Source organism: Pseudoalteromonas luteoviolacea S2607 (assembly GCF_001625575.1).
GTDB lineage: Bacteria > Pseudomonadota > Gammaproteobacteria > Enterobacterales > Alteromonadaceae > Pseudoalteromonas > Pseudoalteromonas luteoviolacea_E.
In genome coordinates, this window is record NZ_AUXV01000017.1 from 130993 (window position 1) to 150876 (window position 19884).

At 44.3% G+C, this 19884-nt stretch carries 20 protein-coding genes; 3 read left to right on the forward strand and 17 right to left on the reverse strand.

Going from position 1 to position 19884, the window contains the following annotated elements:
• Positions 1-2: 2 nt before the first annotated feature.
• Entirely contained in the window at positions 3-965 is a 963-nt protein-coding gene (locus N480_RS10610) for a GlxA family transcriptional regulator (protein WP_063372470.1), read from the reverse strand.
• 488 nt (positions 966-1453) lie between these two features.
• On the opposite strand from N480_RS10610, the gene N480_RS10615 reads away from it, so the two are divergent.
• Together N480_RS10615 and N480_RS10620 are read left to right on the forward strand one after the other, a co-directional pair.
• A complete protein-coding gene (locus N480_RS10615) occupies positions 1454-2812 on the forward strand; it encodes an erythromycin esterase family protein (protein ID WP_063372471.1) in 1359 nt (452 codons plus the stop codon).
• A gap of 206 nt (positions 2813-3018) precedes the next feature.
• Entirely contained in the window at positions 3019-4335 is a 1317-nt protein-coding gene (locus tag N480_RS10620) for a trypsin-like serine protease (RefSeq protein WP_081231826.1), read from the forward strand.
• Positions 4336-4389: 54 nt separating this feature from the next.
• On the opposite strand, the gene N480_RS10625 is transcribed toward N480_RS10620, so the two are convergent.
• The 5 genes from N480_RS10625 to N480_RS10645 all read right to left on the reverse strand — a co-directional run bounded on the left by N480_RS10625 (position 4390) and on the right by N480_RS10645 (position 9225).
• Positions 4390-6009, reverse strand: coding sequence for a glycosyl hydrolase family 18 protein (locus tag N480_RS10625; protein ID WP_063372472.1), 1620 nt, complete (start codon positions 6007-6009; stop codon positions 4390-4392).
• 171 nt (positions 6010-6180) lie between these two features.
• Positions 6181-6843 (reverse strand): hypothetical protein, encoded by a 663-nt coding sequence (locus N480_RS10630; RefSeq protein ID WP_063372473.1) that lies wholly within the window; start codon positions 6841-6843, stop codon positions 6181-6183.
• 26 nt (positions 6844-6869) lie between these two features.
• On the reverse strand, positions 6870-7181 hold the full coding sequence (locus tag N480_RS10635) for a hypothetical protein (protein ID WP_063372474.1): 312 nt from the start codon (positions 7179-7181) through the stop codon (positions 6870-6872).
• Between the two features lie 223 nt (positions 7182-7404).
• Entirely contained in the window at positions 7405-8205 is an 801-nt protein-coding gene (locus tag N480_RS10640) for a substrate-binding periplasmic protein (RefSeq protein ID WP_081231827.1), read from the reverse strand.
• 84 nt (positions 8206-8289) lie between these two features.
• Positions 8290-9225, reverse strand: a complete 936-nt coding sequence (locus N480_RS10645) for a class I SAM-dependent methyltransferase (RefSeq protein ID WP_063372498.1) — start codon at positions 9223-9225, stop codon at positions 8290-8292.
• Between the two features lie 208 nt (positions 9226-9433).
• Between N480_RS10645 and N480_RS10650 the strand changes: the two genes are divergently transcribed.
• Positions 9434-10087: an XRE family transcriptional regulator gene (locus tag N480_RS10650; protein WP_063372475.1), complete on the forward strand. Its 654-nt coding sequence runs from the start codon at positions 9434-9436 to the stop codon at positions 10085-10087.
• A 50-nt stretch (positions 10088-10137) separates the two neighbouring features.
• Here N480_RS10650 and N480_RS10655 read toward each other — a convergent pair whose 3' ends face one another.
• The 11 genes from N480_RS10655 to N480_RS10705 form a co-directional block, all read right to left on the reverse strand.
• Entirely contained in the window at positions 10138-10677 is a 540-nt protein-coding gene (locus tag N480_RS10655) for a GNAT family N-acetyltransferase (RefSeq protein ID WP_081231828.1), read from the reverse strand.
• A 144-nt stretch (positions 10678-10821) separates the two neighbouring features.
• Positions 10822-12063 carry a hypothetical protein gene (locus N480_RS10660; protein WP_063372477.1) on the reverse strand — a complete coding sequence of 414 codons (1242 nt, stop codon included), beginning with the start codon at positions 12061-12063 and terminating at the stop codon, positions 10822-10824.
• Positions 12064-12143: 80 nt separating this feature from the next.
• The gene (locus tag N480_RS10665) at positions 12144-12854 is read right to left on the reverse strand and encodes a hypothetical protein (RefSeq protein WP_063372478.1); all 711 of its coding nucleotides are present in this window, start codon (positions 12852-12854) and stop codon (positions 12144-12146) included.
• A gap of 23 nt (positions 12855-12877) precedes the next feature.
• Complete coding sequence (locus tag N480_RS10670; protein ID WP_063372479.1) at positions 12878-14242, reverse strand: hypothetical protein; 1365 nt, start codon at positions 14240-14242, stop codon at positions 12878-12880.
• A gap of 129 nt (positions 14243-14371) precedes the next feature.
• Positions 14372-14686, reverse strand: a complete 315-nt coding sequence (locus tag N480_RS10675; RefSeq protein WP_063372480.1) for a hypothetical protein — start codon at positions 14684-14686, stop codon at positions 14372-14374.
• A gap of 13 nt (positions 14687-14699) precedes the next feature.
• Positions 14700-15137: a hypothetical protein gene (locus N480_RS10680; RefSeq protein WP_063372481.1), complete on the reverse strand. Its 438-nt coding sequence runs from the start codon at positions 15135-15137 to the stop codon at positions 14700-14702.
• 1 nt (position 15138) lies between these two features.
• Positions 15139-16122, reverse strand: coding sequence for a hypothetical protein (locus N480_RS10685; RefSeq protein WP_063372482.1), 984 nt, complete (start codon positions 16120-16122; stop codon positions 15139-15141).
• 105 nt (positions 16123-16227) lie between these two features.
• A complete protein-coding gene (locus tag N480_RS10690; protein ID WP_063372483.1) occupies positions 16228-17334 on the reverse strand; it encodes a hypothetical protein in 1107 nt (368 codons plus the stop codon).
• A gap of 24 nt (positions 17335-17358) precedes the next feature.
• Positions 17359-18183: a lamin tail domain-containing protein gene (locus N480_RS10695; protein WP_063372484.1), complete on the reverse strand. Its 825-nt coding sequence runs from the start codon at positions 18181-18183 to the stop codon at positions 17359-17361.
• Positions 18184-18192: 9 nt separating this feature from the next.
• Positions 18193-18825 carry a glycoside hydrolase family 19 protein gene (locus tag N480_RS10700; protein WP_063372485.1) on the reverse strand — a complete coding sequence of 211 codons (633 nt, stop codon included), beginning with the start codon at positions 18823-18825 and terminating at the stop codon, positions 18193-18195.
• Between the two features lie 347 nt (positions 18826-19172).
• On the reverse strand, positions 19173-19511 hold the full coding sequence (locus N480_RS10705; protein WP_063372486.1) for a hypothetical protein: 339 nt from the start codon (positions 19509-19511) through the stop codon (positions 19173-19175).
• Positions 19512-19884 lie beyond the last annotated feature (373 nt).

A 19884-nucleotide genomic window follows, 5' to 3' on the forward strand; every position in this document is an offset into this window, starting at 1 on the left:
TATCATATTTCCAAAGTAAAGTTTTCGCGAAATTGCGTGGGAGTTACCCCATACTCTTGGCTGAACTTTCGGGTCAATAAGGGAGGGGTTCCAAATCCGGTCAAAACGCTTATCTGAGCTACCGATAACTCTGAATTACACAGTAAGTTTTTGGCTTTCTCTAGCCTCAACAACAATACAAAACGCATCGGAGCAAGACCGACTTTATCTTTGAACACGCGCCTGAAATGCCTGGGACTCAAAGCCGCCTGCTCAGCCAAAAGCTCCAGTGATAGCGGCTTATCAATATTACTTTGGATAAACTCGATGGAATCTTGAAAACGGTGCGACAATGTTTGCTGTGCTGAGAGTAAACTGGAATACTGCCGTTGATCGCCACTTCGCCTGACATACATCACCATGTATTGTGCTACTTTCTGGGCCAAGGCCATGCTATGGTCCTGAGCAACCAAGCTAAGCGCAAGGTCTATCCCTGCGGTAAGCCCTCCTGAAGAAAATACTTCCTCACTTTGGACAAACAACTTCTGAGATTCAACAATAACGTTTGGGAATTGGGCTGCCAGTTTGTCAGCAAAATCCCAGTGAGTTGATAGCTTAAGTGTGCGCTCAGGCCACATAGCCGCAACGATAAACGCCCCAGTGCAAATACTGACAATACGTTGACAACTTCCAGCTAACTGCCGCAATTGCGCCAAATGTTGTGCATTATTGATAACAGATTGACACCCTCGTCCACCCACAATAACCAGCGTGTGCAACCCCCTACAGTTGGCTACGTTATCATCAGCCAAGGTTTGCAGCCCACTTTCTGAACGTACTGGTAACGTCTCGTTTGTCAGCGTCACCAACTCATAGCCCACCTTTGGCGCCAACAAATCGTTGGCAACTGCAAACGCATCTAATGGCCCAGCAAGATCAACTGTTTGAAATTCATCATAGATATAAAAACCCACCTTATGTGACATAAAGTACCTCCTTTAAGTTAGAGCATATCCTAGTGCCAGCATGTCCTTAAGGACTTAGACTTATCTAAAAAGGACATCTTTTGTTGTGAGTTTAGTGTTGATTGCGGGAACGGTATAGATGTTTTACTTCGCGCGCTTAGATAAACAACCTTCTAAATATGAAATAACTAATTAAATCTGTTCAATAACAAGGTTATAAATGCCCATAACCCTATCTCAAAAACCCTCACATAATTGCCATATACAAAACAATCAAACCCTTTGAAGATGATAAAAAAACCGCTTAAACACGCATTTCTCTATTAAAAATATTTCCTAACCACAGTGTCACACCCACCCAATATTATTTTTATTTTTGCATTACTCAGGAATGACTTTAAAAACAGTATGTAAAAAACTAGCTTATTTGACCTGCAATACCTTGCTGGCAAGTGTTTAAAAAACAGGCTAGTTTGTTTCTTTAATAAATACAAAGAAGGAACGCCCCTATGTACCACGACCAGTCCAGGCATACATTGACACTTGCTAAAGTCATCACTTTTTGTTTCGCGACTTTCATTACAGGGTGTGGCTCTGGCAGCTCAAGTCCTTCGACATCCCAAATGCCCGACCCTGCCCAACCAGATACAGGAAACAACGCGAACTATGTCTCTTTTATTAGAGACAATCATGTGTCTATCGCAAGCTTGACCGATACCGAGGATTTTAACGACCTCGGATCACTCGATACTTATTTCAGTGGGCCGAGATTAATTCAATTAGGGGAAAGCAGTCATGGCTCAAAACAGATGAATCAAATAAAGAATCGCCTGACTCAATATTTACATCAGTATCACGGCTTTAATACCATTGCGTTTGAAAGCTCTACATTTGCTTGCACCAACGCCCTCAATAGCAGGCCAGATATCTCTGGTAGAGAACTTATGGGCGCGTGTATTTTTGGCATCTGGATGACTGAATCTGTGCTTGATTTATTTGACTATATTGTTGCATCACAGAATACTGAGCGCCCCCTAAAGTTAGCAGGTTTTGATGTCCAACGCTCAGGTAGTTTTGATGGCACACATCACTACCAAGCTTTTTTTTCTGAAGCCCTTATCAGACAGCCACTCCAATTCGAACTTGACTTAGAGGCACTGTTAACCACCATAGCAACGCTCAGCGAACGAGATAGAAACTGCTTTAGGGACTATAGCCAGTCGGGCTGCGACTACATTGGCCAGCAATTACCTGATATAAAAGCGGCGCTTGATAAACTCGTGGATCACTTTGCAAATCAGGTCACCCCTGAACCAATGACCCTGCTCGTTGCCCGTTCAATGCGCCGCATGATGGATATGATAGAAGCCAGTTACGAGAGTGGAATAAGTGCCGGTATTCGTGCAAGAGATCGCGGTATGGCTGACAACTTTATTGATTTGGCAGACTCTGTATTAAGCAGCGACAAAATCATTATTTGGGCACATAACTTCCACATTGCAGAACATTACCCCAGCGATACAACACCACAAAAACATATGGGCGCGCACCTTGCTGATCATTACGGCGAAGATCTCTACACGGTCGCACTCTACATGCTGTCAGGTGAGCATGCATCGAACTCCAGACAACGTATAGGCGTTACCCCACATGCACCTAATTCACTTGAGTCATTGGCTGATGAGGCCACCGATTCGATCGCGTTTTTACCTCTGAATAAGCAAGATCAAGCTGGCACAGCTGATGACTGGCTTTTCACTGAAACAATCGCCAAAGAATGGGGCACGAGAGAGAAGAAGGTGGTGTTAGCAAATGTGTATGACGCCATCATATTGCTACCGACTTCAAATATGCCCGACTATTTGTAGCCACAATTTAAAAGCACAAAAAGTAAACAAGATTTTACAAGGAACTTAGGGTGCTACCCTAAGCGGCCTATCAAGGCCAATATTATCAATTGGTTAAAAAAATAACACTGGAACGATTGAAATCATTTCAATTACATTTTTTACACATTTAGCAACATTTGATTGTATCTTTAGGTTTTCTAACAAGTGAACATAAAAGGTACAACATGAAAGGAACTACACACTCTCTAAAAGGCGTCATGCGACACACACTGCTGGCCACAAGTATTGCGGCCAGTGCATCCGTGATGGCAATTGGAGACTTAGACACTGCAATTGTCGGTGGTAACCCAGCGAATACTGCCGACTGGCCATTTTACACACAAATTTTGAGTGCGAATGGCACCACGGCTTTTTGTGGCGGTAGTTACATTGGTGATGGTTATGTCTTAACAGCGGCACACTGTGTCCGTAACAAAACGGCACAATCTTTAAACGTTAAAGTCGCCGGGTTTATCCTAGCGGGTAACGACGGTGACCGAATTAGCGTTGAACAGGTCCATTCTCATCCACAATATAACAACCAAACATTACATAATGACGTTGCAGTTTTAAAACTGTCTCGGCTACCTAACGTTGGCTCAAGCGTCACTCTAGCCCAGTCTTCAATCGATTATTACGCCCGTGAAGGTGACATGTTGTCAGTTGCAGGGTTAGGTAGATTACAAGAAGGTGGCGTGCGTCCAACCAACCTGTATGAAGTAGATGTACCTCTAGTTTCTGATGCTGTATGTCGTCAGTCGGGAGGTCATTATAGCAATGTCGGGGCTAGCGAGTTTTGTGCAGGTTACCCACAGGGCCAGAAAGACTCTTGTAGTGGTGACAGTGGCGGCCCTATCGTGATCCAATCTGGCGGGCAGACCGTGCAGCTTGGGGTAGTAAGCTGGGGGATTGGCTGTGCAAGGCCTGACAAATATGGTGTATACGCTGATGTCGCGGCGCTAGGCCAGTGGATTGCGTCGGTAAAAGACGGTTCTGTACCTGTAAGTGTTGGTTATCAAGAGCAGCAAACTTTAGCAGACTTCGTAATCGGTGATAGAGTGAAGCACACCTTTACGGTCACCAATACTGGCAGCCCTACATTTACGTTTAACCAACTTAATTTAGCCACCGTAGGTGTTGCAGAAGGGCTCGTCACAACTGCTGATACATGCTCTGCAAGTACGTTGACACAAAACAAGAGCTGTAAAGTAAGCGTTGAATTTAGTGCCGCAACCACAGGTATTGCTCAGGTAAGTATGACCTTCAAGGTCGATGGCAGTAACACCACTTATGTGGCACGCGTATTTGCTACCGCTACCGATGGCTCCAATGTTTGTACAGGTACATGGAACAAAGATACTGTATACACACGCCCAGATCGCGTGACATACCGTGGAACAGAGTATGAAGCGAAGTATTGGACACGTGGTGACGTGCCAAGTGAGTCAGGACTTTATGGCCCTTGGAAAGTAGTTGGTGCAGATCCAACTTGTACAAAATAGTTTTCTAATCTGATCAAAATGGCCGCTTACTTCAGCGGCCATTTTACGTTGCTCTTAAAATTTACAAATCAGCTGCCAACTTTGATCGCTACCCGGCACAGAGCGTGTCCACCAGTTTGCTTCATACACAGCCTGTTGATAACGAATGCGCTGACCGCCTGATGCATGATCACCATTAGGCCACGCAGGGTGTGCCACATATTGACTCGGATCGACTTGAATATCGACACATTGCGTCGGCTCATTTGGACCACCACTCCCATCACATTGATAGCTCGGTGTCAGGCCTTGTGCCACTTCCCATTTTGCAGTTAATAGAGATGCAGGTCCCGATGTATCATGAGACAATTCCCAATTCATTATGCCGCCTGCGGTATCCAGTGCCAATTGCGTTTTAGCACGAATGGTCGGGATCCCATTGTAATAAGATGTACCATCCGTATCGCGGCACGCATTTGCTGCATCTTGTGCGATCAAGGTGCGGTATGCTTGCCAAGTCGGGCGCGAGTAAAATGGCACCCCCAGCACTGTTTTTTCTTTGCTTAAGCCTCTGCCTTGCCAATATGCTATTGAATCTAAAGCATATTGATAGTTTGCGTGATCGCCGTTATTAGCGTCATATGCCATAAGATTTAAGAAGTCGACGTCATTGAAAACAGACTCTAAAACCCCGCCCCCCGTGTAGCCAAGTGCAACTACGGCCGCAGTTAAGAATTTACCTTTTGCTTTTAGCTCGACACTGAGCTCATTCATCAATAAAGCATAGTTATTCGCAGAACTCCCTGGATCAGGATACTCCCAATCCATATCTACACCATCTAGTTGATATTGTTCAACAAATGCCATCAGGTTGCGTATAAATGTCGCCCGCCCTTGGGCTGAACTCGCAAACATTTCAAAGGCGCTATCATCACCGCCGTTCCAGCCCCCTACGGCAATACCCACTTTTACCCCAGCAGCCTGAGCAGCACTCACTAGCTGCTGCATTTTGGCTAAGTTCTCAAGTGGCTGTAGTGAACCATCTGCATTGGGTAATAAAAATGAGTAATTGATATGGGTCAGCTTATCAAACTGGATATCTGCTACTTGGCCTTGCCAGCTAGGAAAATAACCGACAATTTTAAATCCGCTTGGCGGCACAATAATGTCATCAACGACAACTGAAATACTTCGCGTGCCCGTGCTAGCGCGTCCACCAATATCGTCTACCACTTCAGCTTCGACGATATGCTCACCCAACCCCGTCGCTGTCCATGTCGTTTCATATGGTGCGACGGTATCCGTCGCAATCACAGCCCCATCAACTTTAAATTCAACATACTGAATTGGGATATTACTCGGGTGCGACGCTGTGGCACTAAATACTACTGGTGATGAGAGAATATGGCGACTTTGCGCCAACGGTGTATTTAAGCCAATAACTGGCAAAGGCGTCCCAACCGGATCACACCGCCCTTCATTGCGCCACACATTACCGGGACTAGAGTACTGCGCAGGGTCTTGATTTTGCGTCCACCATTTGGCTGCATACTTAAACGCGTCATGCTTAACTTCCATGCCACCGGTGTAAACCTGATTTGATTGCCAATCAGCGAGTTGAGCGCAGTCCACCGCCATCACCGAAGCACTAGCCGTGCTCAGCGCAGCGAGTACTGCTAAATATGTTTTTTTCATACCTTTATTCCATGTTGTTAGCCAGCAATTAAAGGCAGGCCTTGGCTGGCAGTTATCCAATTGTAAACCTGCCTTAGACCAGACTAACAAACTGTATAAAAATCACTCAACCAAATATCTGTCATTTAACATGAAAGATTATAAAGTTAGGCTTTGCGGGCGTGTACCCGCCTATTTAACGGCTGCATTATCATCATGCTGCGCCACTTGTGTGTTGCCATCGGCCAGCTTGATTCGAGTGTCACCTACCACTAATTCGGTTTCTTTCTTCATCAGCTCAGCCAACTGGCTATTCATGTCTTTGGCCAGTGCTACAAAGTCTTGAGTGGCCTCTGCACCTTTATCAAATTGACGTATTTTCTCTGCCATTTCTTGTTGAAAACGTCGCTCTTCATAGGCCAACTGAGCCAATTTAAGCTCCTTTTCAATTTCAAGTTGGCGCCTTCTTTCTGAGCGCTCACGCTCCCGATCTAAGTAAGATTCATCTTGTTCCTGTCCCAATGAAGCCTCTTTTATCACCATTATTAGCGCCATTACTACAGGGGCTATCATGCCTACAACGGGTGTAAACACTTCAACATTTAAGTAGTAACCAGATAAACAGGTGATCAGCACTAAAATAACCGTCGTAGGCATTGCCCACTTACCCACAAGTACCATCACAATATCTTGCGGTTGGCGCTCAATGTCATAGTTAACTGGCGGTGGCGTGTGCTCTGAATTGTAAGACGGGTAGCGCTCAATCAAAGACTCACTAGGTGAATGTGATGATTGACTTTCCTGCGTATCACTATGTTCTGAAATGTCTGCGGAAGACTTATCTTGCTCTGACATAACGACCCCTCAGTGCTAAGTATGACTCAGATCCGGTACTTTTCTGACAGCTTTAAACCAAAATTCGCAAGCACCATCAGTCCAATTAACCAGCGATACCAAACTGGTAAATGTTCTAACAAATTGAATGCCGTAATGATAAATTCCGACGACAGAGGAATAAATAACAGCACACATGGTAGAATAAGAATGACATGTAACCAGTCAATCGTTTGGTTGCATGGGGAGCCCTCCAACTGCCGTATCCGAGCATTCACTTTGGCATTGCGCACACGCTTATGATTGTGCAGTGACTCCAAAGCAAAATCATAAAAGAGTTGTAAAAATCGGTTTCGCATATCTAAACGCTCCTTGAAATACATTGACTTGCTAAGCGAACGAAGACAGCTTTACTGCAATGTAAATACACGACGTCACACGCGCCTAACGTAGGTTCTTATACAATTTTAAATGCAAATAAGTGTCAGAGACTCGGGGTATCTTATGAGCGACTCGGTGTCCCCTCATAAGATACATTGCCCTGCGATATGTGTGTTAGCAGCACAGGGGGTGGACCACTCCTTAGTGTGCTGTTGTGCGCTGTCGATAACGCTCTACCATCGCCTGAATGCGCGGCTGTAATGCCTCTATTTCAGTGTTAATACGCTGGCGTTGCAACTCATTAAACTTTTCTTTTCTCAATAAAAAGTGGACTTCGTTATCGTGAATCGGGTAGGACCATCGATAAATGGGCTTGTCACTCCACTGGCGACTTAGATAGTTGCCGATAATCTCATCTTCGACAATAAAATCAACACGCTGCTTATTAAGCAATTCAATGCGTCTTTGAATGGTTGAAATACCAATAAACTGGCCTGTGAAACGCTCATTACGAGCAAGTGCCTTTACCTCTTCGCCATAATAAGATCCAATGCTCAGACCCACCGTCGCCCCAGTGCTTAGCAAAGACATCAAAGACAGTACTGGCTGAGATTGCTGTTTCAGAGCGAATAGCCGCATGCGCTCTTTTCGATATGGAATTGAAAAGTGGCCCCATTGTTTGCGCTTGAAGGTATAACTGACCATCAGCACCACATCGACCACGCCTTTCGTAAGCTGCGCAAAACTGCGTGCAGCTGAGGGTAGCCGAATAAACTCAATACACATATTGGCGCGCTCAAATACCATTCTAGCTATATCAATATCGAGCCCTTCTGCGACACCAGCTTCGTTTACACTGGTTAAGGGAGGCCAACCAGCGACTACGCCCACTTTGGCATGTAAACTACATGGCGGTATAGCTGGCTTTTGCACTGACTGCAAAGCAAGTGCTCGCCCACAACTCACAAGTAGAATCAGACAAGCCAAATAAAGTATGCGCACTGGTGCCTACATTTAGATTGAACCGTTATTTAAGTGTAGCCGTTAAATCATTTCTCACTAGTGTATATACAAATGCGAGGTTTGTTATCTGGCTTGATTTTCAAACACTAAACATTTCAACCCACCCTGCGGGTCACTATCTCTAAACTCGGACGGATTTTCCAATCGCTCAATAAACGCCACTGAGGGTGCCTCACGGTGCATTTCGTCAATCAAAAACTGGCTTTGTAAGGCAGGATCATTTACACACGCGAGTACTTTAGCGTCTTGGCTTAATAATTCGGGTAAACGGCGTAAAATACGCTGGTAATCTTTTGTCAGTGCAAAACTGCCCTTTTGAAATGTAGGTGGGTCAATGATCACCAAATCATAAGGACCCATTTTCCGAAGTTTACCCCACGATTTAAATAAGTCATGTCCCAAAAACGAAATCGTCTCTAAACTATGTTGATTGAGCTGGTGGTTGCGACGACCTTGCTTCAGCGCCGCTTTTGCCATATCTAGGTTGACGACTTGCTTTGCACCACCCGCCATAGCTGCAACAGAAAACCCGCAAGTATATGCAAAAAGGTTGAGCACTTTCTTATTTTCGCTGTGTGCTTTGACCCAAGTACGACCATTACGCATATCTAAAAACAGCCCTGTGTTTTGCTTGGAGCCTAAAGACAGCTCAAATTGCAGACCATTTTCGTTGACCACTGGGTGAGTTTCGAGCGTGCCATATAGCACCTCCACCTGATGATCTGCACGATACCTATGCTGAATAAACACGCATTGGACGGTCTGTTTGCCAATTTGGGTTTGCATAAACTCTTGCAAACACGCGCGCAAAGCATCTAGCCAACCTTCATCTTGCTCTTTGAATACGGTGCACATAATCTGGCCTGATAGCCAATCAATTGTTAAATGCTCCAGCGAAGGGTAGCAGCGACCACGACCGTGAAAAAGGCGCTCAATCTCACATGGAAGGGCACTCAACTGAGAAAAAACCTGATGCACAGGTGAAAAGTCAAATTGCATAACCAACATCGTTTTATTTTTGAATTGGCGCAATTGTACTTAACTCAGTACGAAAGCCAATTAGAAATGGTTTTACGATTTAAAACTATTTTTGACGTCCACCTCAATATCAGGCCAATTTCTCGCCACTTGTACGACTTTTGCTGTACACCAGACGCCGGTATGCGTAATCTTGCGTCTTTGCCATTTAAAGCTGAGAACAAAGTTTATGAGTACCGCATTTTCCCGTCGCTTTATTACCCTAGTTGAGCAATTTGCTGGAGGTAACAAACGCCAATTCGCCGAATTAACGGGTAAATCCCCCTCTCATATCTATCGTATTTGTCAGGGCTTTGGCCGGCCTTCCATGGCGTACCTGGAGCACTTATATAGCCTGTTTGCAATTGATTTAAACTGGCTGCTCACAGGTGTACAAGCAGCTGAATCACATCGCCAACACAGTCAAGATGATCTATTAGTAGTGCCTAAGTTAGATATTGAGGCCAGTGCAGGTTTTGGTGCTATCAATGGTGGCGAAGAAATTACCGAGCAATTTGCGCTCAATAAACGTTGGCTGCAGTCTCAACTAGGTGTTCACAGTGAACGTTTGGCGTTTGTTTCTGTGCGCGGTGACAGCATGCTGCCAACGTTACAACATGGTGATATGGTGCTGGTCGATATGAGCCAACAGCAACCCGCTAAAGCGGGCGTTTATATCATCCAAACCCAAGATGGTCTAATGGCCAAACGTTTGCAACAGAAGTCTGATCATATCGCAGTCATCAGTGACAATAGCGATTATCCAAGCTGGCAAATCACCGCAGACAATGCACAGCAGCATGGCGTTGCAGGCCGTATTGTCTGGTGTGGCCGCAGCTTATAACCCCTTGCTGAAATTACCTATTCGCTATTGCTGATAAATAGGTGACGTGACTAGGCCAATTTGCGCTGATAACGCACAATGTTGTCAGCTTTTTCACAGCAAGGTTTAAACCCCATGCACTCAAGTAAGCGTCGTGAAGCTTGGTTAAAGGTATAAACATGTGCAAGCACATGCTTAACCCCAGTGCGTTTTAGATACGCTAATATTGAGCTCAGAGCCCAACTCATCACTCCTAAGCCGCGAAATGGTTCAGCAAGCCAATAGCTCAGTTGCGCCATGTCACAGACATGAATGCGCGTGAGGCGACTAAACGACACACAGCCAACTAATTCATAAGTTTTATGTCGAATAGCAAAGCGCTGTTGCTGATCACCAGCAGCCATAATAAAGCGCTCGGCTTGTGACACATCTTTAAAGAGTTCAATTCCTAAACTGCGACATGTCTGTTCCGACATCCGCTTGTACAACATAGTCGCATCCTGCACTTTTAGTACATCAAGAGACAGTGGCCACAATGCAGGTAAAATCTGCGGCTTTGCATGGCGTCCTTTGCCGCTTATGGTAAATTGTTGCAGTGGCGACATCATCATTACAGCCACAGATCGACTAACGCCCGAAAACTAGGGCTAAGTGCGTATAGCGTTAGCAGAATTAGCCAGACAATCATGATTAAATCTATTAATCGCATTATTTTCTCCAAGCCATCATCTCGACAGCGTTAGGTTGACTGACCGCTAGCGCCACATATCCAAATTACCAAGCGTTTGGCGAGTATTAAAAGCGCTCAGTTCATGGTGGCAAAACTGCCTTGCGAGCCAATCACAGTGATATTCAGCGGCTTTATTGAATAGAAACCACGCAGAGCGTTTAAATCCGGTCAAATCCTCAATTAACTTAAGGTGATTCACTTTACCCGCGATTAATGCCTGTTCGTAGAGGTGATCCTGGCGCAGTGCAACCCCATACAAACACATGGTATGGTCTTTCTGTAAATACTGTGCAACTAATCGCGCCCAGTCGTCCTCATAGCAATGGCGATGTCCAGCGTCTTGATAGCTGTACAACAAGCTCTCAACTTGCCTGATAGCCTTTGCTACCTCGACTGGCAAGTTACCCTCAAGCCAGTTACCGGTATGCTTTAGCGGTACCTTGTTTAACCAACTCTGCAACGCATAACAGGTTGCACGAAAAGCATTAACTTGTGCCTCAATTGGAGATGTTTCTCCAAACCATGTGTTTTGATAAACATACAATCGGCAGCCAAATAAAGGCAAAGACAAGCGTTTTATGTGGGCATCATAATGACGTTTATAAATCACATCATTGAGCATTTTTCTAGCAAACGCGCTATCAGCGATACAATTGAGCTTAACTGGGTTATCTGATTGCGTATGGCTTACCTGACCTTGCTCTAATCTCTGCAGCTCAGCCTCATCGAGCACCGACGATGGCCCCGCCATTACACCTGCTTGACGGTCTATCTCAGGATTTTCCGACGCGTAGCTAGATGCTTTATTGTGTAAACGCTCACTAAAATGACGTTTGAACGCTCCCCCATGTTGCCAGTCAATATCTGTGAGCGGATTGTAGTAGCACCTTGTAACATGGCTGCCTTGGCATACAACCGTGGGCTTATGGTACTTCATCAATTGAGTCGTAGACCCCAATTCATATGCTACAGGCGTTTTTATGCTTGGCTTGCACTCAACTTTTGCATCCCACTCATGCATATCATCGAAAGCAGGTAATAATTGAAACGCTAAGTTGCAGCAGTGCTCACCAAGTTCGCTCTTTGTATCAGCAGTTACAATGGGCAAAAAGCGATAATCTTTATAGTATAAAGCATGGGGCATATTGCCTGTCGTCTGGCGCGTAGCGCAATGCGTGTAATAAGCAAGCGTTTGTGCAGGCTGCGCTTGCATCCCCACGCTTAGCGCTGCCAAATACGTGCCATAGTAGTGGAAAAGCGGATCCATGAAGGTACTCCTTTTACCTGAAACCTACCCCTTTCGATCTAGCTGTAGCAAGACCGAAAAAGGCATTGAATACTGATACATTACTGATTTACTTGATGTGTCAGTGCCGGTGTTTGGTTACCTTCATTGTGTAACGTTTCTACAAATCGATTCAGTATTTGATCTGCAGCTTCCCTATCGATAGGCGGCTCACCAATATAGCTGTCTATATCATCACGGATATGGCCGCCATTCATGTTGTCCTTTGCGCGCTGCGTCACTATCGCATTAATTGCCTGACAAAATGCAGAAGCTTCTGTTTTACAGTAAATTCTGTGCTGCTGAGCAATCTGTTGGCCTTGCTCATAACGCGGTGCACTGTAGGCCACAGTATGAGGCTGCACTTTAGGATCTCCTCCTACCAAAGAATCACAAGAGAAAAGTACAAAGTCAGTTGAACGGTGGATGTCCATAATGTCATTACACATTGGCAAATCCCCCTCAATGCCTAAGTTGTAATCACAAAAGAGAATATCGATACCTTTCAATAAACTGGATACCATTGTATTAAAGCCCTGTTGCACAGCCGCAGGGACTGAGTCGCCGCACGGTAACATGGCAAATTCTCTTGAGTGCACAGTAAATGCTTCTTTCCATTTTGCCAATAACTCGGGCGTATCCTTACCATCTTTGTCTTTGTACGCAATTTTATAGCCATTATCGAACTTTTCTTCGACATCCAATTGATCCGAAATTAGCGCGACTTTACGCCCATCACTTGCAATGCCTGAACGAAATACGAGGTTCGTCATACCATTCTGCTCCGTAGTTGTGGTTATGTTGATGCATCTATCCTATGGAGAATATCGTCAGAATAATTGGGGGAATCAGGTAAAGACTGCTGTAAAAACATGAACTCCAGTAGCGGCATAGCTAAATAGGGTTGCCACCGACTTTTCATTCGCACATACTGTGCGGATAAGTGAGCGCCAGCCTCACTCGGTATCTTGAATAACGTCACTTCGACAGGCTTCTGCCAATCAATTGTGCTGACAACAGGCGAAGCGCCGGACCAAGGTGCAGACATCATCAAGCTTGATAGTCGCACGCAGAATATAGGGGTTGTCATTTGCCTGATCAGCACCCAATAAGACCTTGAATACTGTGCCGATAAAGTCTCTATAAATGTCTCTGCCTTCCCTTCAAATTGAAACTGATTAACAACCTCCATGGCCGGTAACACACATTCGGCGAGCCGTGCCTCGTTAATTAGGCTTTCACCTCCATGACAAATACACCCTAACAGAAACTGCTCGGTCGATATTGTACTGACACTGACACCATATTGGCCCTTAAGTAATCGCACTAGGTGTTCAAACGGCTGTTGGCAAGCCCATCTCGCCAAGGTTTTAGGTAAGTGCCATAAGGTTGCCCAAGCGTTTAGCTTAACGGATTGCTTTTGCAACTGTTTGTCTAGCGCGACCCTAAATCCTCGATGATCAACAGATTCCTCAGTATGCCCGCCAAATCTCGCGGGTAAATTCGCCACATGCGGAGATTTCACCCCTTGACGATATGTAGATGGTTTGGGGTAAGCAACACGGGGATTTTGCCAAAATAACAACTCCCCATCGCCATCGTGCACACCATGATCCGTGTTTTGAGGTAACGGGTCGTCATCAGCTTCAACAGTCATAACCTCAAGTTGCGGCGTTGCAACGGAAATAGCTCTGTCAATGACCATTTCTGTGCGGGGCTCTGGTTCAGATGCCACTTGCGTATCTGTGGGCGCTGAAATAGCCACTTCTTGCGGTAACCCGGTTAACATGATGGGCACTTGCTGAAGATAAAAAATATAAGGGTTTTGCCCAGGCTCAAATTCTGCGATTGGAGAGTCTGCCTCTGCAACATATAGGACTTCTGTAGAAGCGTCTTTAGGAGGCGTTGTGGACTGGCTTTCATTATCAACACCGATAGTATGTGGCTTACTGTCCTTGGCTGCTAATGTGTCGCTTTTCACTGATGATGTATTAACGGAGGGCGATAACGACTCATCAGACATGTCGTCCAGACGCGTCGCTTTTAGCGGCTGCGAGACCAGCTGGTTAGTTTGAGGTTTTGTACTGACATGAAAATAATAATTATAGGGTTTTAATATCCGCACGCGCCGCCAACGAATCCGTCTTTTCGCTTTGCTCATGACTATTCTCCACGATTAAATAGTATGAGCATAAACGCCTTTCAACTGTACTAATCGGCTAATTAAATGATAGTTTAGGGGAGAAAAAAGAAGGTGCATCCTTGCACCTTTTTGACAACAAGTTCGCGCTTACAACGCCCCTTTTAAAGTACTGACAAGACCATCCATCACACCATTTACAGCCTTTTGTATCGCAGCCTTTGCCGCAATTTCGAGCGTAATTAATTGCGCTTCAATGACTTTTTGCTCGCGTGCCAACTCCTGCTTAAGTTCAGCTTCATCTATTTCTCCATTCAAGTAGGCGGAGCTTAACTCCGCCAAGCTTTGTTGTTTCTCAGCAAATGCTTTACCCAATTCCCCGGCAAATGCGTTCCCGGCATCTCCCAGCTCGCCAATCACTTGGCCGCTTACATCTTGTAGTGTTTTTGCAATATCAAATTCCATCAATCATCTCCTATTATGCTTTGCTTTCTTCACCTCGGATCATTGCTAACATCACCCGCTGATATTCAGAGCGACGACGTTTAATAATGAAATCCGACATGCTGTCTTTGGTTTTGTGTGCCAACTTACCTTGCTGCCATAACTCCAGTAAAATTTCTACTTGCTTCACGGTCAGCTCATTGAGCTCTCGCACTTTTTGCCTTTGTAATAGGGCGTTTATTTCAACTTCAATATTGGTATAGCCGCTGGTGTAATGTGAAAACTTACGCTTAGCAGGCGCGACATTGGACATATGCAGGTAGAAACCGTCTATCTTCTTCATCAGGCTCAACATCTGATTTTGCGACGCGCGGTCATATTCTGACACTAAATGCAGTGAACAGCCCAACTGGGTGCTTAAAATCAGCAATGCGGCAAGGATTACCCCAACTTTTAACCATGCTTTTACCATGTCACTTCTCCTCATGTGCACTCATGACTTCTTTCAAATAATCAGCAAGCATTTGCTGAATTTTGGAGACAGGCATAGTTGGCTCTAGAGCCAACTTACTCTGGATGGCGACGATCCCTTGGCTCCAAATGGTAATCTGATCCAATTCTTGCTTTCGAAACTGATTCTCCAGATTCTGTTTTAATACTTGAGGGTCTTCAGGCATATTTGGCGAAATAAACGACTGAACAGTTTCGACGATACGATCGAGGATCTTATACACTAAATTCGCCGAAAAACCGCCAACGAGCGCCATTGTGATTCTAAGTGCAGCATGACTGACAGGTGCTCCGCCAGTTTCACTACTTGCGGCACTGGCTACAGCATCTAAGTTAACCGGGATCAATTGAGTTAAAATAATCCCAGCGATTAAACCCACCACAAAGCGTACCCAGTAAGAGCTTTCATATTTCGGGTCATAGACCCCTGCGGTCACATAACTATTGGCTTTAAACAACGCGGCGAATGAAGCGCCTATGGCCGCAGATGCCAACAAAATAGCCTGCACATACAATAATCGCGTACCTTCCATGTCGAACATACTCGCGACCATATTTTCGTTGTTGATGTAACTCGACAAGCTTAACGCGATGAGCGCAACCAGTGACATAATGGCCACGACCATCATCTTCCTAATTAACGGTACACGACCAAGAAATAGCAATAAGCTCCCTTTTTTAGTCTCCTCAGACATCAGCCAAATTGTCTCAGGCTTGGCTGGGGCAACCAGTTCTGTCAATCGGTTATGTACGTGCGTCAACGCCTTTATTTCTAGTTGGCCGCCGCTATGGCCTGACATTGCATCGAGCTTTACCATAATCGACTCGGGTACCTTGATCCCTTTATGAAATGAAAACTCCGCCATGGCTTTGCACTGGGCTAAAATGGCTGAAAATTCGTGCTCTGCCTTAAGCGGGTTATCAACGATTTCCTGCTCCGCTTCCATATTTATCTCCTGTAAAATTGATATACCTAAGTTACTCAATCAAACACAAAGATAATTGGATTTTTTTACTGACTTTACCGTCAAATCGCGTACTTTAGATATTAATTAGTCTATTTTCTTGCGATCTACTGGTGCTTGGCTCGTTGCATTATTAGCCAAAGCATTACGCAGTTTGTCAATGACCTGATCCATAATCGCAAATAGTACATCGACGTTGTAGCCCATTAAAAATGCCATAGCCATCGGTGACAACGACGCTAACCCAGATAATTCTTGAGGGTTTAAAAACCAACCAATAATCATGCCGCCAAGTGCACCTAACGTTAACCGCAATCGATAACGAATTTCACTGTCTGAGGTAAATGTAATGGCCTTAATCTCTTTTAAGAGATCTCTTAAAACAAAAATAAATGCACCGAGTAACCCATATAACAGCGGCAAAATATAACCTTGCAGCACTTCTAATACTGACTGGGCAAAGAGCATGTTTTCAAACAATTGAAGCCGGGCCTTAAGCCGTGTCTCCGCCAGATGTAAATTGTCCAAATCCGTCGCATTGGCTTGCTCTCTCTCTAGACGACGCAACTCTACATCTAGTTTTTCTTTGCTATAAGGCGGGATATCGCTTTTAAACGTGAGCCCGAACAACCACACTCTATTCCAAACCTTAAGCAAGTTGTAATTCGCATCTAGCCGCTGACCCACCTCTTCATAGCTTTGCTGTACTTGGTCATATTCCGCGCTGTCGGGAGTGGCTTTTAACACCTTCAACTGCCACTCATTACGGCTCTCGTACAATGCGTTTAAATCATGTGCTAATGCGTGGCCAAATAGATAGTAAATCTGCGCAAACAACAAACACAGTAGCGCCACCAAGGTATAACGCCGATACCATGCAACTGCGCGTTCGGCTTGACTTGGCTTGTCATTATCTACACGAGAAATAGCTTGAATGCTTTCCATCGATACCGGAGAGACGGCTTTCGCTAGCTGGTCGTAGCTATGTAAAACATCCGCTTCATCCTGTGGGCTCCATTGCTTTTTTTGCAACTTATATTTGGCATTGATCATCACCTCTGCCAATTCTGGTGCGAGACTGACTTGACCATTTTTGGCCATATAGGATATCAGCTGCTGCCCCTCTTGAATAACTTGTGCAATGTCAGCCGATACCTCTATTGAGTTGGATTGTTTTTTATTTATCATCATCATATTGGGGGAAACTCCCCCTTCTTTTCACCATTGATATTCACTAATACAGGCGTTTTGATTGTCGTACAGTGTCGCTTTTCCTCCATCATTGGACCAAAGCGCTCTTTGACTCTCAAAATTATGCCCACCAGTGCTCGGGTGAGTTTGATTGGTATAAACGCGCACGACATCTTGCGGTTTGATAAGAGCACCAACTGGAAATTCGAACTGTTGCCCTTTATCACCTCGGATTTGCCACAGTGATATATCAATCACCGAGTGACTTAAGTTGGCAACTTCGACAAATTCATCGCCCTCTTTTTTGGCTTCTAAGCCATCAAAGTTTACAAGACTTACTTCAACATGCTCATGGGTAGCGTCACCATATAACCAAGTGCTCACCAAGGCGCCATCGCTATCATATAGTGCACCTTTATCCCCTTTGTTATTCCATATTGGGCGCTTACTATCAAAGCTCAACGCACTACCCGGGTAGGTTTCAATTCGCAGCGTTTCATGTGGATAAATTAATGTGTCCTTGGCAAAGACAAAGGTTTGATACTTATCGCCTGCGGTAATTTTCCAGCCACTCAAATCGATAATAGCCGGTCCAAGGTTTTTAATCTCGATGTACTCATCTTGATAATTAAGCGCACTGATCTGAACTTGGTGTGGAGCCAATAGCTCAAAACACGTGTGCCACCAAACATTCATTACCGATAAGTCGTTAGGGGCTTTACCACTTTGCAGCCAGCTGTTTGCCGTGTCAGAAATCATTTTCTCAATACGAGGCCAACACACATCTGCACCTTTTAGCGCATTAAAGTGACTACTTAACTCCACAAGCGACATTTTACTAATTGCATCCATATTGGTTCCTTATGCGATCTCTAAAAATTGTTTTGCTCGATTTAACAGGGCCGTGCGATCTTCAAGGCCATTTGTTCCGCCATTGATGCGCATGGTGATTTTCAATAGGTCATCTTGATCCGCAAGTGAATTCAAGTTGCAACTTTGCCAGTAGTGGCAAGCACTTTGAATGGCAATTGTTGCATCATCACTGATTAAATCGGGATTGCTCGTTAAATCTATGCCAAGCGCTTCCCCACAACGGGTATAATTGTCTTTGCCAGTCAACTGAATGAGACCACGACCGCGATAACGCCAACCGTCGCCAGATGCCTCGTCACCATTGCCCATGCGATCAGCGTAGACTCGGTTAGCTATTTTTTCTGGTTGGCGAGCGTATTCACCTGCGACGTCATCATTTGGGAAGTACTTGCCAAATACCGCCCTCAACGCTTTTTGGCTGTAATTTAAATTTTCGCGATTGTAATTTAAGTATCCGCTTTCATGGGCAACTTGGGCCACAAAGTGTGCAATACGCAACGGAGTATTTATTTCAAATGTTGGCAGTACTTCATTTAAAGCCGTTACATACTTTTCTATGTTTGCTGTTTTTGCTTGCGGCATTATTTCAGCCAACAAGTCTAGCGTCAGTGATATAGCCATGATTTGCTCTCTATAATGTGGGTTGGCCTTATCATGGCAAATACATAGGCAATTAACTGATGGAAAACATGGATAAATACAGGGAAAACAACGAGACTATGAAAAGTTAAAAGTAGACTTAAAAAGTATATAGGAGAGAAGAAAAAAGATAATATAGATGCTGTTAATTTTATTTAATTCAGTAAATTACATTAAACACATGAGAATAATTTAATTTCAATTATATAAAAATAAATATAATTCAGGGTTTATATTATTTAACATTATTGTAATTAAATAGGTGCTATATTGCCCAAAGGCTGGGCAATATAGCTAAATATGTTCGAGTAGAATCTCTGTGCTGATGCTTACTCTTCGATAGAGACGTAGCTGATATCTTCAGAATAATTTACCAAAGTACATTGCCCTTGGCCTCGAATGCCCACTGTTTTTCTGCTCACTTGCGCGGTCAATAACAACGACAATAAGTTGCTACCCTCTGGTGTTGAGCCATTGAAAGCGTATTTCCAATCATTGTTTGCTGAGCAAGATTCACCTGAAGGCGTGCTTTTCAGCTGCACCATACATGTTGAGGTTACCGAATCAGCATGGCATACGATTTGAGCAACCAAACCTCTATATACACTCGATGACCAACCATTAAACGATATTAATAGCAGTGTCCCTAATAAAACCTTTTTCATCATTACCGCTCCATAAATTGTATAAGTACCGATATAAAATTGTACTACTTTAAGAGGAAAAAATAACCTCTTTTATAAGTTTCTTGTAAATTTATTTATGAAAATAAACATACAACAATTGTTAATAAGTCGAGTGAAACATAAATAGAATATTACTGAAACCTAGTATATAAAAGGTTAATCGACTCTTAGAATTACATTTTTTTAGATCTATATGAGGTGGCTAAGTAGGGCTGTCTACAATGAATTTACCATATCAATTCGCCGGAAAAACACGGAGTTCCGCTTTATCCACCTTCCAAGCTGGTGCGATTCCGACTAAATATACACCTAAAAATAAAAAAAGCCGCTCAAAGAGCGGCTTTTTAATATTCGT